General features: G+C 48.5%; 17 protein-coding genes. 8 read left to right on the forward strand and 9 right to left on the reverse strand.

Annotation, left to right across the window (positions count from 1 at the left end; translation table 11 throughout):
- Nucleotides 1–112: 112 nt before the first annotated feature.
- Complete coding sequence (locus tag ACDJ58_RS04365) at nucleotides 113–1432, forward strand: glycoside hydrolase family 125 protein (RefSeq protein ID WP_413375828.1); 1320 nt, start codon at nucleotides 113–115, stop codon at nucleotides 1430–1432.
- A gap of 303 nt (nucleotides 1433–1735) precedes the next feature.
- Here ACDJ58_RS04365 and ACDJ58_RS04370 read toward each other — a convergent pair whose 3' ends face one another.
- A complete protein-coding gene (locus tag ACDJ58_RS04370) occupies nucleotides 1736–2791 on the reverse strand; it encodes a Gfo/Idh/MocA family protein (RefSeq protein WP_413375830.1) in 1056 nt (351 codons plus the stop codon).
- A 75-nt stretch (nucleotides 2792–2866) separates the two neighbouring features.
- Entirely contained in the window at nucleotides 2867–3754 is an 888-nt protein-coding gene (locus ACDJ58_RS04375) for a sugar phosphate isomerase/epimerase family protein (protein ID WP_413375832.1), read from the reverse strand.
- A 130-nt stretch (nucleotides 3755–3884) separates the two neighbouring features.
- On the opposite strand from ACDJ58_RS04375, the gene ACDJ58_RS04380 reads away from it, so the two are divergent.
- The gene (locus tag ACDJ58_RS04380; protein WP_413375834.1) at nucleotides 3885–4772 is read left to right on the forward strand and encodes an AraC family transcriptional regulator; all 888 of its coding nucleotides are present in this window, start codon (nucleotides 3885–3887) and stop codon (nucleotides 4770–4772) included.
- 119 nt (nucleotides 4773–4891) lie between these two features.
- On the opposite strand, the gene ACDJ58_RS04385 is transcribed toward ACDJ58_RS04380, so the two are convergent.
- A complete protein-coding gene (locus tag ACDJ58_RS04385; RefSeq protein ID WP_024632500.1) occupies nucleotides 4892–5575 on the reverse strand; it encodes a serine/threonine protein kinase in 684 nt (227 codons plus the stop codon).
- A gap of 455 nt (nucleotides 5576–6030) precedes the next feature.
- On the opposite strand from ACDJ58_RS04385, the gene ACDJ58_RS04390 reads away from it, so the two are divergent.
- Entirely contained in the window at nucleotides 6031–6948 is a 918-nt protein-coding gene (locus ACDJ58_RS04390) for a PD-(D/E)XK nuclease family protein (RefSeq protein ID WP_413375837.1), read from the forward strand.
- A gap of 149 nt (nucleotides 6949–7097) precedes the next feature.
- Here ACDJ58_RS04390 and ald read toward each other — a convergent pair whose 3' ends face one another.
- Nucleotides 7098–8231 carry an alanine dehydrogenase gene (gene ald, locus ACDJ58_RS04395; RefSeq protein ID WP_413375839.1) on the reverse strand — a complete coding sequence of 378 codons (1134 nt, stop codon included), beginning with the start codon at nucleotides 8229–8231 and terminating at the stop codon, nucleotides 7098–7100.
- 190 nt (nucleotides 8232–8421) lie between these two features.
- Between ald and ACDJ58_RS04400 the strand changes: the two genes are divergently transcribed.
- Complete coding sequence (locus ACDJ58_RS04400; RefSeq protein WP_413375841.1) at nucleotides 8422–10092, forward strand: PucR family transcriptional regulator; 1671 nt, start codon at nucleotides 8422–8424, stop codon at nucleotides 10090–10092.
- Between the two features lie 54 nt (nucleotides 10093–10146).
- On the opposite strand, the gene ACDJ58_RS04405 is transcribed toward ACDJ58_RS04400, so the two are convergent.
- Nucleotides 10147–10431, reverse strand: a complete 285-nt coding sequence (locus ACDJ58_RS04405; RefSeq protein WP_413375843.1) for a hypothetical protein — start codon at nucleotides 10429–10431, stop codon at nucleotides 10147–10149.
- Nucleotides 10432–10738: 307 nt separating this feature from the next.
- On the opposite strand from ACDJ58_RS04405, the gene ACDJ58_RS04410 reads away from it, so the two are divergent.
- A complete protein-coding gene (locus ACDJ58_RS04410) occupies nucleotides 10739–12808 on the forward strand; it encodes a hypothetical protein (protein ID WP_413375845.1) in 2070 nt (689 codons plus the stop codon).
- Between the two features lie 179 nt (nucleotides 12809–12987).
- Here the strand turns inward: ACDJ58_RS04410 and ACDJ58_RS04415 are convergent, their stop codons facing one another.
- On the reverse strand, nucleotides 12988–14937 hold the full coding sequence (locus tag ACDJ58_RS04415; RefSeq protein WP_413375847.1) for an AraC family transcriptional regulator: 1950 nt from the start codon (nucleotides 14935–14937) through the stop codon (nucleotides 12988–12990).
- Between the two features lie 93 nt (nucleotides 14938–15030).
- Nucleotides 15031–16725: a sigma-54 interaction domain-containing protein gene (locus ACDJ58_RS04420; protein ID WP_413375849.1), complete on the reverse strand. Its 1695-nt coding sequence runs from the start codon at nucleotides 16723–16725 to the stop codon at nucleotides 15031–15033.
- 497 nt (nucleotides 16726–17222) lie between these two features.
- On the opposite strand from ACDJ58_RS04420, the gene ACDJ58_RS04425 reads away from it, so the two are divergent.
- The gene (locus ACDJ58_RS04425) at nucleotides 17223–18209 is read left to right on the forward strand and encodes a BclA C-terminal domain-containing protein (RefSeq protein WP_413375851.1); all 987 of its coding nucleotides are present in this window, start codon (nucleotides 17223–17225) and stop codon (nucleotides 18207–18209) included.
- A gap of 197 nt (nucleotides 18210–18406) precedes the next feature.
- Here ACDJ58_RS04425 and ACDJ58_RS04430 read toward each other — a convergent pair whose 3' ends face one another.
- Nucleotides 18407–19330 carry a proline dehydrogenase family protein gene (locus ACDJ58_RS04430; RefSeq protein ID WP_063564617.1) on the reverse strand — a complete coding sequence of 308 codons (924 nt, stop codon included), beginning with the start codon at nucleotides 19328–19330 and terminating at the stop codon, nucleotides 18407–18409.
- A 246-nt stretch (nucleotides 19331–19576) separates the two neighbouring features.
- Between ACDJ58_RS04430 and pruA the strand changes: the two genes are divergently transcribed.
- Nucleotides 19577–21124 carry an L-glutamate gamma-semialdehyde dehydrogenase gene (gene pruA, locus ACDJ58_RS04435; RefSeq protein WP_413375853.1) on the forward strand — a complete coding sequence of 516 codons (1548 nt, stop codon included), beginning with the start codon at nucleotides 19577–19579 and terminating at the stop codon, nucleotides 21122–21124.
- Nucleotides 21125–21245: 121 nt separating this feature from the next.
- Nucleotides 21246–22550, forward strand: a complete 1305-nt coding sequence (rpoN, locus tag ACDJ58_RS04440) for an RNA polymerase factor sigma-54 (RefSeq protein WP_413375856.1) — start codon at nucleotides 21246–21248, stop codon at nucleotides 22548–22550.
- A gap of 158 nt (nucleotides 22551–22708) precedes the next feature.
- Here rpoN and ACDJ58_RS04445 read toward each other — a convergent pair whose 3' ends face one another.
- Complete coding sequence (locus ACDJ58_RS04445; RefSeq protein ID WP_063564614.1) at nucleotides 22709–24139, reverse strand: aspartate ammonia-lyase; 1431 nt, start codon at nucleotides 24137–24139, stop codon at nucleotides 22709–22711.
- Nucleotides 24140–24196 lie beyond the last annotated feature (57 nt).

Genomic DNA, 24196 nt, shown 5'->3' on the forward strand with positions numbered 1-24196 from the left:
AAATAATAATGTTATTATAATTTATCATAACGAAAATAACAATGTGACACAAATCATTGAATGAAACGATGCAAACAAATATGGAAACTTCAATTCAAAGGAGACGACATCCATGGAACAGTTCAGATTACCGAAAATCCCCATGCCGCATCTGGGATTACCGCAAGCTGTGCAGAACATTCTTACCGAGGCCGAGGAACGGCTGCAACATAGACCCAGATTGCTGGCACAGTTCCGTAACTGTTTTCCCAACACGTTGGAAACGACGACAAAGCTATTGGATGATGGGACAACCTTTGTTATTACAGGGGATATCCCGGCAATGTGGCTGCGTGATTCAGTGGAGCAGGTGATGCACTACGTTCCGCTGGCAAAGGAAGACGAACAGCTGCAGCGAATCATTGGAGGGCTGATCAAACGTCATACGTTCTATGCGGACATCGATATCTATGCCAATGCGTTCAACGAAACGGCTAATGGATGGCATTGGGATGCGAATGATGAGACGCAGATGTCGCCTTGGGTGTGGGAACGCAAGTTTGAGCTGGATTCACTTTGTTTCTCTATGCGGCTCGCCTATGCATATTGGCGTGAGACGGAATTGACGGATATATTTGACGATCGTTTCAAGAGGGTGATGGAGAGCATAGTACGTCTGTGGAAAACGGAGCAGCGTCATGGTGAGCAGTCGCCATATCGATTCATGCGCCGGAATTGTCCAGCCCATGATACGCTCCGTAACGAAGGATTGGGGATGCCGGTAAACTATACCGGGATGATCTGGTCCGGCTTCCGTCCTAGTGATGATGCATGTGATTTTCATTATAATATCCCGGCAAATATGTTTGCGGCGGTGACTTTGCGTCAAATGGGAGAGATTTCAAGGTGGGTATTCAGGGATGAGAAGCTTGTCAGCGAGATGGCCCTTCTGGAAGAAGAAATACGACACGGGATTTCCCTATACGGTACTTACCGTCACCCCGAGTATGGGCAGATTTATGCCTATGAGACGGATGGTTACGGCAACTTTTGCCTAATGGATGATGCAGGTACCCCGGGACTAATGTCTATACCGTATTTGGAGTATGCTTCCACGGAGGACATCGTGTACCAGAATACACGGCGTTTTATTTTGAGCAAGGAAAATCCGTTTTATTATGAAGGACAAGCAGCCAAAGGCATCGGCAGCCCTCATACTCCTCCCGGATACATCTGGCATATGGCGTTGTCCATGCAGGGTCTGACCGCAGACAATGATAAGGAAATGCTGGAGATGATAGATCTGCTGGAGAACACGGATGCAGGCACCGGGTACATGCATGAAGGTTTTCATTCGGATGATCCAAACACGTTCACAAGGCCCTGGTTTGCTTGGTCGAACAGCCTCTTCTCGCAGCTTGTGTACAAGGCAATGAAAAAAGGAATCCTATAAAAGATACATGTAAAAAAGATTGCTTACTCCTCGTAAAGCGGCCGTTTCGGTTACGAATCGTTCTTTCGATCGCTGTTATCCCCGGATTTTTTGATTCCCTTTTTGTAAGGGGAAATCCGGTGATAAAGGCGAGCACTTCGTTTCTTCAGAATCGATTTCGTTCCCTGCACTACTTCGCGTTTTATCAGAAACTTTTTTTGTACCTTGTATAGGAAAAGGAAGTAGGTAAAAAAAAAATAAAGCCCAAACTGTTGAACTTTTGCAGTTTGGGCTTTGTTTAATATGAAATACACAGGCGTTTCACTATACAGTCTTCAGCAGATCGGCGATGAGCACCTTTTGACCTGTGCGGGCACTTTCGAGGGACGCAAGGACCATGGCCATGCTGAACTGGTTGTCACTGCAATCGGTCTCAGGCAGTTGTCCGGATTCCAGCGCTGCGAACATGTCTTCGAGGCAGCCGTGATGTCCGGTTTTCTCCATGACGGGCAGTTGTCCCTCAATCCGCTCACACGGTTGGAAAAAGGACGGTTTGCCTTCCGCATCCAGATGCTGCGCCGAGACAACTTCAGCATAAATGTCATCATTGCCATCCCAGATGGCGGTTCCTTTTTCTCCAGTTACACGCCAGGATGCTTCCCATGAAGTGGGCACACCTTCTGTGCACCAGGAGCCACGGTAATTAAACACGGAGCCATCGGACATTTCGAAGATACACAATGCCATCGCATTGCCTTGATACCATGACCCCGGAGGATTGAATTCGTGGCAGTACACCGAGACCGGGTTGGCACCGAGAATATAGCGTGCCTGGTCGAAGGTGTGAATCGCCATATCCAGCAGCAGTGGACTATCCATTAGGTCACGGAATCCTCCAAAATGTGGACCTAGGAAGAAATCTGCCCCTGCAAAACCGACCTGACCAATCGTTCCGCCGGAAATCAACTGCCGATAGGCGCGAATACGTGGATCGAAACGGCGATTTTGCATCACAGCCTGAATATTGCCCGTACGGCGTGCAGTCTGAACAATATCTTCACAGTCAGAGAAGGATTCCGCCAGAGGTTTTTCGCCAAATACATGACATCCTTGTTGTAACGCCGCCATGGCAATACCGTAATGGCTCGCTGGAATGGTAACATCAAATACGATGTTGGCATCTGTTGCTCGAATGGCCTCACTAATATCCGTAAACGTGGGACAGGAGAGGCCGTGTCGTGCAGCGAGTGCAACGGCAGTCTGTTCATACAGATCGACAAGCCCTACAATTTCCGTGTCCGGTCTCTGCATGGCGTAATCAACCCAGGTGTTAGACATGGCCCCACAGCCTGCCACAACTACCCGATAAGGATGACTCATCCTATCATCTCCTTATACTTTTCATTTTCTATGTTCGTGCAATGGATATCATGTAACTCAATGTTAATCCCGTTTTTATACCGGATTAGGAACATAATCTCCACCACGACATTGTTTTAAATATTTTAACGCGTGCACCTGTCCGGTCATTTCGAGTTCATCTTTGTAGACAGGATCATGCCAGCCTTCAATATCAATCGTTCCCTGATACCCGTTTTGGCGCAGAATCGTAATGATGTCGGACCAGTTGGTATCCCCGAAGCCGGGCGTACGGTGCCAGACAAATTCACGTGGGCCGTGCACGCCATATTCTTTAACGATGTCCCAGGCAATGGTGGCATCTTTGCCGTGCACATGGAACACTTTAGGCGCCCACTTGCGTAGCTGAGGAATTGGGTCGATCAGGCTGGACATTTGATGGCATGGCTCCCATTCCAATCCGATGTTTTCATCGGGAACCGCATCGAACATCATCTCCCAGGCCGTCGGGTTATGGGCAATGTTCCAGTCGCCCGTCTGCCAGGTACCGCCCATATCACAGTTTTCAAAAGCAATGCGCACACCCCGGTCTGCAGCCCGGCGTGCCAGTTCTCCAAACACTTCCTTGAACCGTGGGATTGATTGGTCAATCGGTTGATCGGTCAGTCGTCCGGTGAACCCGGAAACGATATCCGCTCCGAAGAGCTGGGCATGGTCAATCACCCGTTCCCAACTGGCCAGTGTATCAGCATTATCCCCGGCTCCGGTGAGCGGATTGCCAAAGACACTTACTGCAGAGATGACAATTCCTTGTTCGTCGACAATTTCACGGACACGTTTGGCTGTTTCGGCGAGGTCCAGATCACCAGTTGTTTGCCAGAAGGTAAGATTGAATGATTCGAAGCCATGTTTCATAATCTGTGGAATGACGCGGATTGCGTCGTGTCCACCTACAAGGGTGCCTATGCGTAACGGATTATTCATGGTTGTATTTCACTCCAATATTGGCTTATAGTACTTCGTGACACACTCATTATAGCCGGGCATCTGCCGGATGGCTCTATACAATCTTGTGCAATATTAGTCTGATCTTGTGGGGAAAGGAGGAGACAGCGTGCTGGATCTGAAAGCGCTTCACGAAAATACCCGCATTGACCATAAATCTCATCCATTTCAGCTGTTCCAGAATCGTTGTTGGAGGATGAAAACGGAAGAATGCATTCTGTACTTGCACTGGCATGAACACTTTGAACTGATTTTTATGCGGAAGGGCAGTGCACTGTTTCATATCGACAGCAGGCCCTACGTAGCTCAAGCAGGTGAGGTCATTATTATTCCTGGAGGGGCGCTACATGTCGGGTATGCTCTGGAGGAAGGTGATATTCACTATGATTCGGTTGTGCTCAACAGTGCATTATTTCATGATTTTACCCATGATCCTGTTCACTTGAAATATGTTGCTCCCTATTTGGAGGGGAAGGTAAGGTTCCCGGTAAAACCGGCGGAGCACGACATAGCTTGTCAAGGCTATTATTCCCTGTTGGATGAAGCCATCGAGGAGATGGCCTCACAGCCGCTGGCCTATCAACTGGTTGTGAAATCCAAGCTGCATGCCTTGTTCACACTGCTTGCCCGTACATTTATGCCACACCAACTCCCTGATAAAACAACGGGATCCTATTTTCCCAATCGAGAACGATTTAAACATTTGATTGAGCAGATTGAAGCGGAGCCAACAGGGAAAATGTCCGTTACCGAGGCAGCCGGTCAGGTGGGGCTGAACACGTATCATTTTTGCAAAATGTTCAAAAAACTGACTGGACGCACCTTTGTGGAATATGTGAACGGGTGCCGAATGACGAAAGCCGAACAGCTGCTGCAGGAGAGCAGCCTGACCATTACCGAGATCGCTGCCCAGGTTGGCTGTGATAACGCCAACTATTTTACGAAGCTGTATAAACAATACAAAGGGATGACACCCTCGCAAGGGCGGTTAAAATAGGCAGCTTGTTTGACGTCGTCGCTGCACAAACAAAAATCCGGATACTCGCCAATCTCTGGCGGTGATCCGGATTATTTTATGGAGATCGGAATATGAACATGATCTGTATATGCAAAGGTTTATTTCATGAATTTCGAGAATAATCGGTTAGCCTTTTTGGAGAGGTCGTCCATTTTGACATTGGCCTGATCAAGCTGATTGTATCCCCATTTGATCGTTTGCAGCATGCGTGGGGATATGGGTGTACCTTTGATCCGAGGATAAATGTTGTGATAAGCCCAGACGAGATGCTCCCAGCGATTATCGTTGCCGTCCTGAATATACTCCGATACGTCGATGACTTTCCCGCGTCCATTCTGAAGAATTACATTTTTCAGGTGAATGTCCCGTGGATTCAGGCCACGGCTGCGTACTGCCTCACGCGCTTCGTCCACATCGAGCATGACCTGCTCGGGGACCGGGATTCCTTTTTCCAGACATTCGAGCAAGGTATCCCCCGCTTCAAAACTAATCACAAGAATATTCCGGCCGCTGCCGTAATAGGTAGGGAAATAGGGCAGGCCTTTGAGCTGCTCATATACCTGTTTTTCATTTTCCAGTTTGTCGAGGGCATGATCCGAGTACATCTTGAAAGCATACTGCGGCAAGCCGTCATACGTAAATACTGCGGCATCCGTTCCTGTGCCAATACAATTCAGTCCTTCTACATGGCCAATGATGTTCACGAGCTCATTCCGGTCGCTTCCGATGACTTGGATTTGTTGTAATGCTTCTTCCGCCTGGAACCAATCCGGTCGATTCATGGGTGGTGCCTCCTTTTAGGATATGCCTGTACAATATTTTTTCATATAAGATCAACTCATGAGTTTTACACTCGGCCGCTCCGCGTGCAGAATAATCTTTCAATCGCTGTTATCCCCCAGATTTCTTTGATTCTCTTTCTAAAAGGTGAAATCCGGTGATAAAGGCGAACGCTTCGCTTTTCCAGATTTTTTCTGCCCTCTCCGTTTTAGTGTAAATCTATGGTTGATCTTATATCAAAGCAAAATCCTGTACTCTATTTAGTATAGTATGCGTTCTGCTCTGTAATTTCATCTTTTGGTGATGTTACTATATAAACGTTACGCATTGAATCGGAAACGGTTGCGGTTAGAAGAAAATAACGGAAGAGTGCTTGCGGCGTTTTTGCCCTTTCCTATATACTGTGAGCATTAAGGGATCTCATGCAGATCCGGCATACAGAAAGGCAGAATATCTTATGGCACAATACCCGCAGTGGTCTTATTCGCAGTCGCGGGCGAGTATGTTCGATGAGTGCCTGCGCAAATATTATTATCATTATTATGGAGCACATAACGGCTGGAAGGCAGAGTCGGCTGATGAGATGCAGGTACGTCTGTATCGGTTGAAACAGCTCAGCAATCTATACCTCGTATTCGGTGACCTCGCGCATCGGATGTGTGAATCGGCGGTTCGAAGCAGGGAAGAAGGCAAGGATAAACCTCGTGAACACTTTCTGGAACTGACAATGCGCAAGCTGCTGAATCAGGCGTATGTGGAATCGATGGATCAGGATCAGTGGCGGCTTGACCCGAAGAACCGGGTGATGTTGTCCGAGATGTATTACGGGGATGACACGTTGAATGACCGGATTGCGACGATTAAAGAACGAGCCTCGGCCTGTGTCGGCAATTTGTACCAGACGCTCACGTGGGAGGACCTGTCCCGTGCAAGTACGGATATTTTGGAGATTGAAAAATGGGATACCATGATGCTGCACGATACGCGTGTATATGTGAAGATGGACTTGTTATATCGTCGCAGCAACGGCAACATCGTCATTGTGGACTGGAAGACGGGCAAGGAGGATGATTTCTCGGATCAGTTGATGCTGTACGCATCCTATGTGAGGGAGCATTACCGGGTTCCACTGGAGCAGATTGAGCTGCGGGTGGAGTACCTGTTAACCGGGACACACCGAGAGTTTACCGCAACGGAAGAGGATATCCTGAAGGTGGAGGAGAACGTGGGGCGGTATATTGTGGAGATGCGCTCCTGTGTGGATGATGAGCATTACAACCGTCCCAAGGACGTTTCGTATTTCACGCCAATGCCTTCACACCGTGCTTGCCGGGACTGTAATTTCCGTGAGGTGTGCAGCGAACGTGTAGTATAGAGCGCCACCCGAAGCATCCTCGGATCTCATTCCTATTTCATGTGAAAAAACAAGAAGCGCCAGCCTGGACAGGATCTGCCCGAACTGGCGCTTCTATTACGTTCCACAGGCTGGCGACAAGGCGCCGGGTGGGAACGATCGCATCAAGATTACTGGACCGCGGCGGTATTCTCCAGCGCCTGTCCTGCGGGAACATAGGCATGCCCGAGATCCCGGGCAACCGCCTCATACGTGATATGTCCATTCAGCACGTTCACCGCACTGCGAATGGACGAACTGCCGCGAATCGCGGCGGCTGCACCGTGGTTCGCCAGCTGCAGCGCATAAGGCATGGTGGCGTTGGTCAGCGCCACCGTAGACGTGCGCGGCACCGCGCCTGGCATGTTCGCTACCGCGTAATGCACAACTCCATGCTTCACATAGGTCGGTTCATCATGGGTAGTGATATGATCAATTGTCTCCACAATTCCGCCCTGATCAATCGCCACATCCACAATGACCGAACCGGGTGCCATGGTGGTGACCATTTGCTCGCTGACAAGGGTTGGCGCTTTGGCACCTGGAATCAGCACTGCACAGATCAGCAGGTCGGCAGCCGCAACAGCCGACGCAATATTGGATGGACTCGATACCAGCGTATGAATCTGATTGCCAAAAATATCATCCAGCTGGCGCAGACGATTCAGATTCAAATCGAGGATGGTCACATCCGCGCCCAGACCAATCGCGATTTTGGCGGCATTCGTGCCCACCGTTCCGCCACCAATAACCACGACCTTGCCACGGCTTACGCCGGGTACGCCGGATAACAGAATGCCTTTGCCGCCTTCCGTTTTCTCCAGCAGCTGCGCTCCAATCTGAGCCGACATCCGTCCGGCAACTTCACTCATCGGGGTGAGCAGAGGCAGCGTACCGTTGACCTCCAGTGTCTCATACGCAATGGCGGTTACCCGGCTTTCAATCAGTGCCTTTGCCAGTGCAGGCTCCGCTGCGAGGTGCAGGTAGGTGAAGAGAATCAAGCCAGGACGAAAATAGGCATATTCGCTGGCAAGGGGTTCTTTGACCTTGATAACCATATCTGCCTCTGCCCATACGGGCGCAGCTGTATCCCGAAGCTCCGCTCCGGCCGATTGATATTCGTTGTCTGTGAATCCACTGCCCAATCCTGCGCCACGTTCTATCATGACCTGATGTCCGGCTCTGACAAAATCAGCAGCACCGGCTGGGGTCATTGCTACACGGTTTTCATTGTTTTTGATTTCTTTCGGAATTCCGATTCTCATCACCATGCACCTCGTCCATTTAATGGTTGTTAGCTTATACTACAAGTTTATGACCTGGATCATGGTTTTGCACCTTATCTCATGTCTATGTTTTGGAGAATTGATTCAACATAATGTCGAGAAAAGACTATTCAGGACATTTGTCCATCGCTTATAATGTAAGAAAAAATGACACTATGAGGGATCGATATTGAGAAATGACCGAGTGTTTACGATAAAGGATATTCTGGCTCGCCCTGTCTTTGCCAAAGCCCAGCTTGCTGCTGGGAAAGATGGAACATCACGTCAAGTTGGATGGGTTCATGTGTTGGAGATTACCAATGTTTCTCCATTTGTAAGTCCCCATGATCTTATTTTATCCACTGGACTATGGCTTCAATCGGAAGAAGGGCGCGAAGAATATCTGCTCCAGTTAATCCGGAGCGAAGCGGCGGGGCTCTGCGTGGAGTTTGGGACGAGCATTCATGGCATTCCCGAAGAATTGATTGATTTGGCTGACAGGCATCAATTCCCACTTATCGTGTTTGAGCAACCGGTCCGTTTTGTTGAGATCACGCAAGATATCCACGCTTTGCTTATTAATCATCAACACCAACTGCTGAAGAGTCTGGAAACCTATTCCCGTCAGCTTCAGCAGCGAACATTACAGAGTACAGACATGTCGGCTGTACTTCATCTTCTGCATGAATACGCGGCCAAACCGGTTGTGTATATCTCGTCCATGGAACCGGGCAGTTTTGTGCCGGAGCTGCCTTCGGAGACACAGCAAGCGATCTACACATGGTACGAACAGGAGGTTGAGCATCTGGATCTCAATGATTCAGACACCGAGTTATGGTTCCATCTGGATCAGGAACAGGTGTTATTGTGTCACCCGGTCGTATGTTTTGGTCAGGTTTTTTCCGCAGTAGGCATGGTTGTACATCCTTCAGCACCCGTCGAGTATCTTAAGCTGTTGCTCGATTATACAGCGAAGGCAGCGGCAGCGCTGACTCTGCGCTCCCAGTTTCTGGAGGAGAAGATGGTACGCAACCAGAATGAGCTGATCCAGGATCTGATGAACGGTAACATTCTTCATGAAGAGCAGGCTCAGACCCGAATGGGGCTCCGTCTGTTGGTGAAGGGACAGTACTGGTTTGCAGGCGGGGTTATTGAGATAGAGCATCGTCTGAAAGGCATCGGCCGTGAGCGAATGGAAACCAATCATCAGGATATTCTGGTTCTGCTGCGTTCCTTGCTCAAAAAGAACAATCTGGCCAGCCTCATCATGCTGAAAAATAATCAGGTATATGTATGCTGTGCCAAGGAAGAAAGCAAGACATCCACACGAAATCAACTGGTAAAATCACTTGAGGGCATTATTGGTGATGTGAAGAGATTTGCGAGTCGCAACCTGAAGCAGGTTACGATCCATGCCGGATTTGGCAAGGTGCGTAACCGTTTAACAGGATTGCCGGACAGTCTGCGGGAAGCGTATCAGGTCATCGAAGTTTCACGATCCGTAGATCGGCTAGAACATATTCATTTTTACGAGCGTATGGGTATATATCAAATGCTTAAAGCATTGCCCCGATCGTTTCTGCAACCTTTTGTGAATGACCATCTGGGCGTTCTGATTGACTATGATCGGTCACATCATCTAAGGCTGGTGGAGACATTGGATGCCTTTCTGCAAAACTTCGGTTCCAAACGGGATGCGGCTGCTCAATTGTTCATACATCGGCAAACCTTGTACAATAGATTGGAGAAGTTAGAAGAATTAATGGGATCTGATTTTATGGATCAGGAAAGAAGAATCTGCCTGGAGATGGCGCTGCTTGCTCATGCCATGATCGAGGAGGAACAGGATTTTCCGTCTTGATGAATCAGGCTGGAAGACAGTCCAGACTGTGCATTATTGAAAAGCATGCACAGTCTAGCAATTTTTACTGATGCGACGAGCGTGTCGTAATGCTCTTGGTAATACAGAGTTGCCAGAAGCCGGACGGCGGCCACGGAACAGTTTGGGTTGGCCGGAGGAAGGTGCAAGGGATAACGAGGTGGGAGCAGCCAAGCGATATGGCGAAGAGCTGCGCTCCGGAAGAGTCTCCGTCTCCATTTTTTTGGATGAAACACCGGCTTGACGCAACCATTCATCAAGTCGCTCACGGTTGATTCCTAGTTGTCCGCTCAGATTACAGATATCGAGGTTTTTTCTCACACAAATCCGCCTTTCCTGGAATATCGGGCTGTATAGGTTCTGAAAGGGAAGCATGAAGTTCGAAATGGGTGGATGCCCACTTGATTGGTGTGCTCGATTAGCGGAATGGCGAATATGTTGAACATCCTCATGAAAGATGTATGTACCCTGTGTTAAACGTTTGCATACAGCTGTTTTTATATTTTACTATAATTTGGCTTTTATCTAGATTTTATCACTTCACATGTAACTGTGCGTCTCAATATAGTCTCAATTTGTGAGAAAATACGGTTAAGGAAAGTACCAGTATCTAGTACGGAGGACACAGATGGAAAACAGTAGTGAGATTCAATACGATAGCCATTATGGTCATGGAAAACGTTTTGTGGGTCGAGCCAAGGAACTGATGATGTTGGACCGATGGCTCAACAATCCGGAAGCACCTTTAACCATTTTTTCAGTTACGGGCATGGGAGGAATCGGTAAATCATCCTTGCTGTCCGAGATGTTGTCCTTTGCTCGGAACCAGGGAGCGACCGCCATATGGATGGATGGCAGATCCTGCGGCTCTACACCGTCGGTCTTTTTGGAGTATCTTTCCTCCACATTGGGACTTGAGACAATGGGGAGTGATGGTAACACGCGGCCATTGAGCCTACTGAGTGAGACTTCAGTAAAGAGGCGGCTGGTCCTTGCTGTGGATAATTATGAAGAGCTGGCTCTTCTGGAGAGTTGGTTTATGGAAGTCTTCGTATCCAAGCTCCCGCTACATGGAGTACTTATTATTCTTGCCTCACGACCGGAGCCTGCTTCAGCGTGGCGGACACATCCAAGGTTGCGGCAGCGCCTCGTGCAGATGCCTCTTCAACATTTTACGGGTGAAGAAGTGTCCGAATATATTGCAGTGGCAGGATCATTGAACAAGAGCGTAGCGGGGACGATTGCACGTATGACAGATGGACATCCGCTGGGGCTGGCGCTTGCTGTGGAGGCTGCGGATCAGCGCAGGGATATTCCCATCTCCGATTGGACCGAATTGTCACAAATGATTAGTGCCAGGCTGCTGCTTGAATTGACGCTTCCTCGCCTGCACCCAATGGTAGAGGTATTAACGCTGCTGGAAACGGCGAATCAGGAATTGTTGGCATCCGTTCTGCAAACAGAGGTGACGCTTGAGGAATATAACGTCCTGAGGCGTATGTCGTTCATCCGTTCCGGTCCTAATGGCCTGGCGCTGCATGATATGGCCAGACTGCATTTGCTTCGGGATTTTCGCCAACGTGAACCACAGCGTCTGCAAGCCATGCGTGTACGAATAGCGGGTCTGCTAAAGCCGCTCCATGAACAAGCGGGTCCACATGAGAGACGCCAGATTACCAGGAAAATGCTCCTTTTGTGTCAGGAATCCATGCTCCAGCATCGGAAGTACGCTGATGTATCGGCGGATTCACTATTTTCTCCCATGGAAGTGATGCGGGCGGAAGACTTGCCGGCGTTGCATAAATTGCTCCAACAGTGGTATGAGTATAGTGTAGAGCCCTGGCAGGCGCCATCTTATCCTGCTTTTTTAGACGAACTTGCACAGCGTTATCCCGAGGGGATTGTATTAATGCGTGACAAGGAGGGCGATCCGATCGCGATGTTCATTACGGTGCTTGTGCACCGCGAGAGCAGCGGGATGTTGACCAACTATTTTCCGGCCGAAATGCAGGAATGTTTCACACCGGAAGAGCTGGATTGCGATCCGGACCAGACGGATACTCACTTTGCGGTACTCGCTGCGGCAAGGGATGATGTGCCAGGTTACAAACGTGAAGAACTTGTGGGTTATATGTCGCTGGATCGGTTGTCACTACTGGGGGAAGGGGCCAGAGTCATCCTGATCGCAACCAATCCGCATCTGAAGCTGTTTTTGCAGAGCATTGGTTTTCAGAGTAGAAGAACACGTACCCGTTTATGTGACGTGTATGCAGATGAGGCAGATGTGCTGGATCTGGATTTGCGTAGTGGACAATTCGGTGATTGGGTGATGTCCCTTTTGTGTCCGGATACGAAGAGCAGCGGGTTACAGCAGGGGTCATCTGACGTGAGTCAGGTACCCTGGTCCGAACAGGATGTGCGCAAAATGCTGACTCATCTGCACTCTCCTGGAGCATTGCAAGAGTCCGCAGAGAGAGTGAATGGCATGACGGATGGCATTCATCTACAGTCGCATATCCTGGATTTGCTGGAGGGTCGGGTTCATGGTATTTCCCAGCAAGATCAGATGCTGTTATACGCGGCCTATTGGACACATGCTGGCAATCCAACTGCCGCAGCACAGGTATGCTCGATGAGCCGGGCGACATTCTATCGGCATCTGCGAGCGGCTTTGATCCGACTGGCAAGAGTGCTGTAGCGTGACTGAAAGAATAATATGGATTCATCGGAAAGTAGCATCATTGGAATAAACCAAAAAACACACAGTAACTGGCCAACCGAGCCAGTCCTGCGTGTTTTTTTTTGATGAGTCAATCTCTATCAGATGACTATGAGATCCAGGGTTCATGAAGCTGATTGGTTAATGAAATTGAAGCATTAATGCTTCGTTTCCACTAACCAATCGGCCAGTTCTTCCGTTTGGGTGAGAATGGCAATAGGGTCCCAATACCAGGAGCGATCGGCACCCCAGATATACACATGATCATTTTTGACGGCGTCCAATCCTCCCCAGATGGGGTCGGCCTTTAAATCTTCCATCGTCTGGTTATCTGTCGTCAGAACGATATAATCCCCAGCATATTTAGGCAAAACTTCAGTGGATAGACTCGCCCAGCCTGGATCAGTTAACTCAGCGATTACCTCAGCTGGAGGTTTGAAACCGAGCACATTGTATATCACTGGTCCACCTTTGCCATAGTTGGCGCCAACGGTTGAAATATCTTTCCCCATATATTCCAGAATGGAGAATGTGCTGTCGGCAGGGATAACCTGGAGCACTCGTTCTTTCGCTGCGGCTGTACGGCGGTCATAATCAGCAAGCCATGCCTTTGCTTCCTCTTGCTTACCCAGTAGCTCGCCGAAATAGCTGACTTCTTCATGCACGGTTTTGAATGAGGCATAGGGAACGATTACGGTCGGGGCAATTTTAGTTAGCTGCTCATTCATTTCAGCATACATATCATCCATAATAATCAAATCCGGCTCCATGGCAGCAATCTTCTCCAAGTTGCCGTTTCCATCACCCAGATCTTCCACATCTTTCAGCGCATCATGCAGGTAGGGGTTTGCAATGTGGTGACTTGATGTTCCGACAGGAGTTACACCCAGAGCGATCAGACTGCCCAGGTATTCACCTGCTACAATTCGTTTGGGCTGCATTGGTACTTCAATATCTCCTGTAATCGTGGAGACGGTTTTGGTCTGTGGCTGTTCAGCAGTTGTAGTTCCAGCAGCTTGTCCTTGCTTGGTATTGGTCGGAGTTGTTGCATTCTCTGATGCTCCTGAGGAGCTGTTGCCTGTAGCCTCCGTCCCGCAAGCGCTGATCAACAGCATAAAGCTAAGCAATAATACCGCCGTAATTGGTGGTCTTGATCCTCTGTACATGTTCAATTCGTCCTCTCCATCCCCAACTCGTTGATAATCATTATCATCTACAACAGTATAGCTGAGGGTTTTTGGAGGGCCAATGGATAATCTCATGGTTGTGGAAGGACTATCTTCTAGTTGGGGCGCTCTATGCTCCGCTCTGAAATGTGAGGGGGAGACGCCTTTGTATTTTTTGAACAGCCTGCCCAAATAGTAGGGGTCCTGATAACCGACGCTGGATGCAATCTCTTTTAACGTGGCATCCGTCTCCAGCAGCAATGCTGCCGTCTTATCGATCCGTACTTTAATAAGGTAATCAATCGGGCTGAGTCCGGTCCGGCTTTTAAAATAAGAGGAGAGATGCGGAACGCTGTAATTCAGATTCTCTGATAGTAATTCCAACGTAATGGTTTCGGCGTATCGAGACTGAATAAGCGTGATGATTTGCGCAGCCAGATCGCGTTTCTGAGAACGTGCACCTTGAGTCTGCATCTGATTCAGCACTTCAGTGATGAATTGAAAAAGCAGGGTCTTGGCACGCAAATGTCCGAGCGCTTCGGCTTTGCCCCATTCCTTAAGCATGTCCGTCAAACAGCGATAAAGTATAACAGGTTCCGCAGGGACCAGGCTGTAGGTAACATGGAAAGGGCGCAGACGTTCAGCAAGTGCTGCAAGTTCGTTATGGGCTGGCAGTGAAAGTTTTGCTTTATAATAAAGGCAATAATATTCGAACCCTTCTTGTCCAGCTTCCACGTTCAGAATGCTTCCTTTACCCGCATGGAATATCTGAAAACGTCGTGTATTGTATGATGTCTCATCAAGTATAATCTGAGCACTTCCGCGGACAGACATGATAAAGACACTGGCTGGCAAGACATAAGAGCGCAAAGTCTGACCTGCTTGGACTACCACGCGGCGGATATCAAATATGTTGAAGGAAGCGTGATTCCACAACATCATGTGATTCTGTATCTCCATGTGCTACAACCAACCTTCTTCATCGAGGCTTCACAATTCTCTGTATCATTCATTATAACGTCAAGAAGAGGCTGGTCATAGACCGAGCCTCTTCATGCGATTATAGAGGGTTGCTCTGGAGATGCCGAGCTGTCGGGCGAGCGTTCTTTTGTTTCCCCCGGCGGCTTTCAGATATTGCAGCAGGAGTTCCGACTCATGGGCGTCCAACTGCTCCTGATAGGATAGGGTGGAAGTATCCGCCGGCTCGTCTTGTTCTCCTACATGTGTTGAAACAGATGTGTCCGTGCTCCCGGGGAGAGGAGACGAGCCCGATTCCAGGTCAGGCTGCGAATGAAGCTGTACCGTCCCATGCAATATGGATTGTTCCTGATCAATGGATGAAATGAAGGTGTCAGGGAGATATTCAGGCTTGACCTCACCATCTGTGGTGAGAATGGTGATCCGTTCAATCACATTTCTTAATTCCCGTACGTTCCCCGGCCAGTCATAGTGGAATAACAGCTTGAACACCTCAGGAGGAACTAGTTCAATATGACGATTATAGAGCAAGGAAAACTCTTGCAGGAAGGTCTGTGTCAACTCGTAAATATCTTCCTTGCGCATACGCAGGGGAGGAATGACGAGATTAATGACATTCAGTCGATAGTAGAGATCTTCCCGAAACTGATTGCGGGCAATCATGCCCAGCAGATTCTGATTGGTTGCGGCGATAATCCGGCAGCCTGCCTGTTTCATGCGTGTTCCACCGACAGGGAAGTAACTTTTCTCCTGCAATACACGCAGTAGTTTCACTTGAAGCTCCAGCGGCATTTCACCTATTTCATCCAAAAAGAGCGTGCCGCCTTCGGCCAGTTCGATTTTACCTTTTTTTCCTTTGGGATCAGCCCCTGAAAATGCCCCCTTCTCGTAACCGAATAACTCACTCTCAAATAATGAACCAGGTATAGCTCCGCAGTTAATGGCGATAAATGGCGCTGTCTGCGGTTCACGCAGGTCGTGAATGGCTTTGGCGAATAGCTCCTTGCCCGTTCCGCTCTCTCCAAGAATGAGCACGGTAGCTGAGGTGGTACTGATCTTGCGAATAGTCTCCAGACACTGATTGATCACCGGGCTGCTGCCCTTGATTCTGGCGAACGGATCGGAATCCGGGCGCAGACGGGCAACGGCTTTCTCCAGATGCTGGACTTTGGATGTCATATGTAATAACTCCTGATGCAGGCGGATTTCGGTTGTTATGTCCACTTCGGCGGCAACCGCGCCTACAATACGTCCATCGAGTTGCACTGGACGTGCATTAATCAGGGCGAATAGATCGGGTCTTGGCTGGTGCTGCTTTCGATACACGGTTTCCCCTGTATATAACGTTTTGAGCGATTGAAGGCGATCCGGGGGAAAGAAATCCGCTGCCGGTTTCCCAATGATATCTTTTTTGTTGATGGAAAAAACATGCTCCGCACCCGATGTCCAGTAGGTGACCTTTGCTTCTTCATTAATCAATGTCAGAGCTGAGCCTGCCGTTTCCAGTGTTGTCTCGAAATAAGCTTCCATAAGCCGATGGGCATGCATCATTTCTTGCAGAACATCGGATACAGCGATATAGCCCAATAGAGGTCCATCATCCTGAACTAACAGATAAGGACTGGTATCGAATAGGGGGATGGCGTCGGCCAGTCCAGTGGTTGAAGGGATGACGGGCATGGAGAGGTCCGAATCCAGGATAGTCATATTTGTACGTAATAAGGTCATTAATTCTGGAAGTAAATGTTTCATCGATATCACCTCAGTTAGGGCATAACTTTCGGGAACTACACCTGTAATACGACTTACAAATTATCTGCAAAAGAAATTGATTTGGAGCAAATGTTGATTATCCATATTATAGCTTTCAGAATGAAGTGTGTATATATTTTTTGACATGAAGCGTACATATCACAGCTGTAGAAGATAGCAGTATTTATTTATTCAATTTAGAATGCGCTTTCAAATTTATAGTTTAGGCATAACTGTTAAATCTGGAATGATAATTGGGATTTGTATTGTGATCTTTGTTATTAAACATGACATTTAAATGTTGATTTATAGCGTTGAATTTTAACGAGCTTTATTACAAATCCCATGAGATTGATTGCTGCATTTAACCGCTACGGTGCAAATGAAGTGATTATTCATACAGTATACGAATTGTCCACACCATTGAGAAGCTTCTGAATAATGCTATACGAAGGCCATAAAGGGATGAGTGCATTAAATCAAAGGAGAGTGAAGATATGGCCATTCTATCAACGGGTCCCATTGAAAATAACATTTCAGGAATGACGGGTGCCCGGCCGACTCAATTCGTCACGATCAAAATCGATAACCGGAATTTGACAGATGTGTTCAATATACATCTTTTGGGATATTACCTTGATGGGGTTAGGACGTTATATGTAGAAGAACTGATCAATGTGTTGCCTAATCAGGTCATAACCAAAGATTATAGCGGGAATTTCGACGCGTTCGAGTTTGTATTTTCAATGACTGACACGGCTGCTTCGGAAGCACAAGTTTCCGTCTGGGGCAAAGATGCCGAAGGCGAGTTGGTGACGGCTCACCGATTGGTTTCGCAGGAGTTGCTGGGTGAGACTATGGGGATCGTGGGCGTAACAGGGGCCACGGGAGCCACAGGAGTAACAGGTGCAACTGGGATAGCAGGAGTGACAGGCGACACTGGAGTTACGGGAGTAACAGGCAACACCGGAGTTACGGGAGCGACAGGCGACACTGGAGTAACAGGAGACACCGGAGTTACGGGTGCAACAGGAGATACAGGAGCCACTGGCGCCACTGGCGCAACAGGGCAAGGTTTGTCGTCATATGGCTATATCTTTAATACCTCAGCTCAGTCTGTAGCTACCGAAACGGATATAACCTTCGACAGCAACGAGAACCTTACCAATATTACTCATACACCGGGTACGGCTGAAATTAATATTGGTAATGCTGGGGACTATGCAGTGTTTTTCATCGTTACAGGCGTTCAGGCAAATCAATTCACCCTTTATCAAAATGGAGCCCCTGTAGGTGGTAGTGTCTACGGCACAGGAGCTGGCACTCAACCGAATCCAGGAATGATTATTATCACCGCCGCTCCCGGTGATGTATTGACATTACGAAATCATTCCAGTGCATCGGCTGTTGATCTGCAAACACTGGCAGGCGGAACACAGATTAATGCGAATGCTTCCATTCTCATTCAACAATTGAGCAGCTAATCAAGTAGTGTCCAGAAAAATAGACATTTTAAATTGGGGATGCTCATTTTTTAGACATTAAGAGATGAGCCGAAGAGAAGAAAAGTTGGATGCTCTGGAATGCTATATATACAAAAAACCATGTGCCCTGAAAGAAAGTGGCAGCATGGTTTTTGTTCTTATCGTTGTATTTTATATAAGGGAGTCCAGCCGGGAAATTATCTGAACATGTTTTTGACCACCATCCAGAGATTTGCTGGTTTCTCGGCCAGACGGCGGGTGTAGTACGGGTACCACATGGTTCCATAGGGCACGTAACAACGAATGCGGTATCCTTCTCTGGCCAGGCGTTCCTGTTCGCCCATGCGCAAGCCGTACAACATTTGAAATTCAAATGCATCCGGGGAAATTCCCCGATCCTTCGCATATTGCTTGGTCCAGGAGATAATGTGGTCATCATGTGAAGCAACCGCAGTGTATACACCCTGATCGAGATGATTGCGAATCATCGTTTTGAATTGATCAATCACTTCTGAAGTGTTCTGATAAGCTACGGATGCAGGTTCCTTGTAAGCACCTTTGACCAGACGCAGCCGGATTCCTTCCCGAATCATATCACGTGTATCTTCCACGGTACGATGCAAGTAGGCTTGCAGTACCGTACCTGTATTATCCAGTCCCTCCGAGTGTAAACGGCGCACAATATCCAAAGTCGCTTGGGTAAACGGGCTGTCCTCCATATCGATCCGGACGAACAGATTATGCAGCTTCGCTTGGGTGGCAACCGCACGTATATTTCGATAACCTTCCTCAGGGTCCAGCGCGAGTCCCATTTGGGTTGGTTTTAGCGAGACATTGGAGTCTGCACCCTGACGGGCAATGCCTTCCACCAGACGTATATACTCATCCCGATACAACGCGGCTTCTCTTAAATGGGTAATGCCCTCGCCCAGATGATCCAGTGTAGCCATGATGCCTTTGTTGTTGAGTACCCGAATCTCTTCGAGAGCTTCTTCCAGTGTGTTGCCTGCGATAAACTTTCCAGCCAGCTTTTTGCCGTATTTGATGGAGAGATTCTCCACAGCTTTATTACCTGCGACGGTCAGCAGCGTTTTACGGTACATTTCGGTTCCGATACTCATCGGGGTTCCTCCTTATGGATCATGTTTCTTTATAACAAAGATATCAAGCAATAATCATGCCAAGGTTGTTCTGCATAGAAGAAAACGGGCGGTAATTTTGCAGGAAAACATTTATATTTTTAAAAATATTCTCTCTTCAACCGGAGTTGGCACGGATCTTGCTACATATATTGGGTGATGAGTAAAATGCATGGCAACTCAGGCAAACAGCCAGCGAACCCCCACATCTGAAGGAGGAAATCATTCATGAATATCCCTTTTGTTAACGAACCATTCACATCCTTTGCAGTCCCGGCCAACCGGGAAGCTTTTGAGAACGCACTTCGCAAGGTGGAGGCTGAACTTGGCCAGGAATACTCCATTATTATCGGGGGACAAAAAATAACAAGCGCCCGCACGTTATCCTCCGTAAATCCTGCTTACAAAAATCAGATCGTCGGAAAGATCTATCAGGCCGATCAAGAGCTTGCCGAGCAGGCCATCCAAACGGCTGCGGAAACATTTCGCACCTGGAAACATACGGACCCGAATGAACGTGCCCGTTATTTGTACAAAGCAGCGGCGCTCATGCGGCGTCGTAAGCATGAATTCTCCGCTTGGATGGTGTACGAAGCAGGCAAAACATGGCCAGAAGCGGATGCGGATACAGCGGAAGCTATTGATTTTATGGAGTTTTATGCCCGTGAGATGCAGCGTCTGAGTGAACCACAGCCGCTCACAAGAATTGCAGGCGAAGATAATGAATTGAGTTATATTCCGCTTGGTGTGGGGATTGTGATTCCGCCATGGAACTTCCCACTCGCGATTATGGCAGGCATGACTTCTGCTGCATTGGTATCTGGCAACACGGTTGTATTGAAGCCAGCTAGCACAACACCGGTTATTGCCGCCAAATTCATGGAGCTGCTTGCAGAAGTGGGTGTGCCGGATGGCGTAGTGAACTATTTGCCTGGACCGGGCAGTGAGGTTGGCGATTATCTGGTGGACCATGCGCTCACCCGCTTTATCAGCTTCACAGGCTCCAGAGATGTCGGTCTGCGGATCAATGAACGTGCAGCACGCACCGCGCCGGGGCAGAAATGGATTAAACGGGTGATTGCTGAAATGGGTGGCAAGGATTCAATTGTTGTAGATAGCGACAGTGATCTGGAATTGGCTGCGGAATCCATCACGGCTTCCGCGTTTGGTTTCTCGGGACAGAAGTGCTCTGCGTGTTCCCGCGCCATTATTCATAAAGATGTATATGACGAAGTACTGCAAAAAGTGATTGAACGAACCAAGCAATTGAGCATGGGCAGTCCGCTTGAAGTCGGAAATCAGGTAGGTCCGGTTATCGATGACAAGGCGTATGCCAAGATCGCTGAATATATTGAAATAGGCAAGGCTGAAGGACGCCTTGTACTCGGTGGTAGTACAGGGAACGAGGCAGGTTATTTCATTGAACCGACCATTATTGCTGATGTGGACCCGCAAGCGCGGATTTCACAGGAAGAGATTTTTGGACCGGTGTTGGCCTTTATCAAGGCAGAATCCTTCGAGGATGCACTGCATATTGCCAATAACACCGATTATGGACTGACAGGTGGGGTGATCTCTCGCAATCGCGAACATCTGGAACAAGCCAGACGGGAATTTTTTGCGGGGAATCTATACTTTAACCGTAAATGCACAGGTGCACTGGTGGGTACGCATCCATTTGGCGGATTTAACATGTCGGGAACGGATTCCAAGGCAGGGGGAAGAGATTACTTGCTGCTGTTCACCCAAGCGAAGTTGGTATCGGAGAAATATTAAGTTGAAAAATTGGGTCTGGGCCCGCTGACAATCGCTTGGTTTTTATGCTATCATTTCCTGAAATAGTCTTTGTTCGTCAGTTTACTGGAGTTGCTTGAGCAGCACTTAAGGGGGGAGACGGATGTTAGGAATTCAGTTGGTACAGGAGGGGCGCATTCGATTATCCATTACGCCGGAGATGAAGCAATCCATTCATCTGCTAACCTTATCGGGTCAGGAATTGGCTCGTTATTTGCAGGAAGCCGCGGATGAAAATCCGGTGCTTGAGCTAGAAGAGCCCTCTACCCTGCGCACCCGTCTTCCCCGACGATTAAATCAGGAGAGGTTCTCCTCTTATGATCCGCTGTTACAGATGAAAGGCGCCGAACCTACACTTGAACATCTGTTGATATCTCAGCTTCGGTTGCAGAATCTTCCGCCTGCAATGGAGACAACAGCTGTATATTTGGCTGGTTGTGTCAACGATGATGGCTATCTACCGATGGAATTGACTGAGGTTGCATCGGTAAGGGGAATATCGATGCCTGAGGCTGAAGCAGCCCTGGACATTCTCCAGTCGCTGGACCCGGCAGGTGTGGGAGCACGCAACTTGCGTGAATGCTTGTTGCTTCAGATTAGGCGTGATCCATTAGCTAACCAGCATGCGGAGCACATGGTGGCGAAAGGTCTGGAGGAGTTGGTTCGTTTCCACCCAGGCAGAGCAGGAACAAGACTGGGGATTTCGTCACAGCAGGCTCAGGCAGCCTATGACTATATTGCTTGTTTGGACCCGAAACCTTGCCGATCTATCGGGTGTACGGAACGTGCACATTATATTATTCCGGATGCCGTTGTGCAGATAAGAAATGATGAGCTTTCTCTAAGGTTGAATTCAGCGGGCGTGCCGCGGGTATCCCTGAACGAAGCTTGTTGCCGCTGGATCAAGGAGATTGATGCAGATGAGGTCTGGTCAGGCCGGGCAGCAGAGGCGAGAGCGATCATTCGCAGTGTACGCATGCGTCGCCGAACTCTGATGCGTGTTCTGGCGGCGATCATGAGCGAACAGGAATCTTTTCTGCGTGAAGGACCTGCAGGTTTGAAGCCGCTCAATCTGGCGATTATTGCCGAGGCCATCGGCATGCATGAGTCGACGGTGAGCCGTGCGGTCAATGGGAAATATGTTCAGACACCGCATGGTGTGTTTGAACTCAAGGCTTTTTTTGCAACAGGTCTGGAAACAACGAACGGAGAAATGGCCTCTGCGCCGGCGGTGAAGCTCAGATTGAAAGAGCTGATTCGTTCTGAACGCGCGGAACGCCCCTACTCGGATAGCCAACTGGCGGCATTACTCACGAATGAAGGCATCGTTATCTCCCGCAGAACGGTTGCGAAATACAGGGAAGAACTTCAGATATTGCCTTCACTTGAACGGAAGCGATGGGCATGAATGACGTTTGCCTTCATTATATATTCTAAACAAGTAACCCCCGCGAGCCGTGGTAACGGTCTGCGGGGGTTACTTGTTCCGATTTAACAGCGATCGGAAGGTTGTTCTATCATCGGAATGTCAATGTAAATATTCATTAGTTGAGCTTAAACAGCTTACTACCGTTCCATATTGTGCAGGAAGTGTTCACCTGCTATACCAGGAGTAGTCATCTGCTCCGGATGCAAAATTTCTTCCAGTTCTTCCGGTGTCAGTAGACCCCGTTCCAGAATGATCTCCTGTAAGGTGTTTCCGGTCTTCAACGCTTCCTTCACAATGGAGGCTGCCACATCATAGCCCAGATGTGGATTGAGCGCTGTAATTACACTAAAGCTCTGCTTCATGATCAATGCACAACGCTCACGGTTCGCTTCCATTTCTTCAACAGCATAACGAGTAAAGACGTCGATACCATTATTCATGATTTTCAGCGATTGCAGCAAGTTGAACGCAATAACGGGGCCCATGACGTTCAATTCGAATTGACCCGCTTCACAGGCCATGCAGATCGTATGGTCATTCCCCATAACCTGGAAGGATACCTGATTGATCACTTCCGCCATAACCGGATTCACTTTGCCCGGCATAATGGACGAACCTGGCTGACGCGGTGGAAGACGCAGCTCATTGAATCCTGCACGTGGGCCGGAAGCCATCATACGAATATCATTACAGATTTTGGACAGACTGACAGCACATACTTTCAGTGCAGCCGACAATTCCAGATAGGCATCCGTATTCTGTGTGGCATCCACAAGATCCTCGGCTGTTTGCAAATTCAATCCTGTCACATCGGACAGATGCTCCGTGACCTTGACGATGTATTCCGGTTTCGCGTTGAGACCTGTGCCTACAGCCGTCGCACCCAAGTTAATGGTGAGCAGGCGACGATTTGCGAACTCGAGACGCTCAATATCACGTCCGATAACGCGCGCATAGGCACCGAACTCTTGTCCAAGGCGAATAGGCACAGCATCCTGAAGATGTGTCCGACCTACTTTGACTACATCGTTAAATTCCTGTTCTTTTTTGCGGAACGCATCCTGCAGACGCTTCATCGTATCCAGCAACGTTTCAGACAACCGATACGCAGCAATGCGCAGTGCAGTTGGGATCACGTCATTGGTGGATTGGGACATGTTCACATGGTTATTCGGGTTACAGTGGAAATAGTCACCCTTGTTCTGCAATAACAGTTCCAGTCCACGATTGGCCAGAATTTCGTTCATATTCATATTCATGGAGGTGCCTGCACCGCCCTGAATGGAGTCAACAATAAAATGATCTAGATGATGGCCTTTCATCATTTCTTCAGCAGCCATGACGATGACATCGCCAATTTTGCGTGGCAGCATCTTCAGCTCCATATTCGTGATTGCCGCAGCCTTTTTCACCGCAGCCAGAGCCGTAATCAGCTCCCGGTGTACAGGAACGCCGGTGATCGGGAAGTTCTCTACAGCACGAACCGTCTGTATTCCGTAATAAGCATAAGCAGGAATTTCTTTTTCTCCAATAAAATCTTTCTCCGTCCTTGTGGACATTGTAGACATTTCGTTCGCCTCCAGTGGCATCCAAAAATAGGTCAGCTCCGGCAATGCCGAAGCGCA

It is taken from the genome of Paenibacillus taichungensis, from assembly GCF_047302525.1.
GTDB classification, from domain to species: domain Bacteria; phylum Bacillota; class Bacilli; order Paenibacillales; family Paenibacillaceae; genus Paenibacillus; species Paenibacillus taichungensis_B.

What these genes read in the sequence shown, in the direction of transcription:
- ACDJ58_RS04375 (WP_413375832.1), bottom strand. Translation starts at nt 3,754, where the DNA reads ATGAATAATCCGTTACGCATAGGCACCCTTGTAGGTGGACACGACGCA.
- ACDJ58_RS04415 (WP_413375847.1), bottom strand. Translation starts at nt 14,937, where the DNA reads ATGATGTTGTGGAATCACGCTTCCTTCAACATATTTGATATCCGCCGC.
- ald (WP_413375839.1), bottom strand. Translation starts at nt 8,231, where the DNA reads ATGAGAATCGGAATTCCGAAAGAAATCAAAAACAATGAAAACCGTGTA.
- rpoN (WP_413375856.1), top strand. Translation starts at nt 21,246, where the DNA reads ATGTTAGGAATTCAGTTGGTACAGGAGGGGCGCATTCGATTATCCATT.
- ACDJ58_RS04430 (WP_063564617.1), bottom strand. Translation starts at nt 19,330, where the DNA reads ATGAGTATCGGAACCGAAATGTACCGTAAAACGCTGCTGACCGTCGCA.
- ACDJ58_RS04385 (WP_024632500.1), bottom strand. Translation starts at nt 5,575, where the DNA reads ATGAATCGACCGGATTGGTTCCAGGCGGAAGAAGCATTACAACAAATC.
- ACDJ58_RS04425 (WP_413375851.1), top strand. Translation starts at nt 17,223, where the DNA reads ATGGCCATTCTATCAACGGGTCCCATTGAAAATAACATTTCAGGAATG.
- pruA (WP_413375853.1), top strand. Translation starts at nt 19,577, where the DNA reads ATGAATATCCCTTTTGTTAACGAACCATTCACATCCTTTGCAGTCCCG.
- ACDJ58_RS04390 (WP_413375837.1), top strand. Translation starts at nt 6,031, where the DNA reads ATGGCACAATACCCGCAGTGGTCTTATTCGCAGTCGCGGGCGAGTATG.
- ACDJ58_RS04410 (WP_413375845.1), top strand. Translation starts at nt 10,739, where the DNA reads ATGGAAAACAGTAGTGAGATTCAATACGATAGCCATTATGGTCATGGA.
- ACDJ58_RS04370 (WP_413375830.1), bottom strand. Translation starts at nt 2,791, where the DNA reads ATGAGTCATCCTTATCGGGTAGTTGTGGCAGGCTGTGGGGCCATGTCT.
- ACDJ58_RS04445 (WP_063564614.1), bottom strand. Translation starts at nt 24,139, where the DNA reads ATGTCTACAATGTCCACAAGGACGGAGAAAGATTTTATTGGAGAAAAA.
- ACDJ58_RS04420 (WP_413375849.1), bottom strand. Translation starts at nt 16,725, where the DNA reads ATGAAACATTTACTTCCAGAATTAATGACCTTATTACGTACAAATATG.
- ACDJ58_RS04365 (WP_413375828.1), top strand. Translation starts at nt 113, where the DNA reads ATGGAACAGTTCAGATTACCGAAAATCCCCATGCCGCATCTGGGATTA.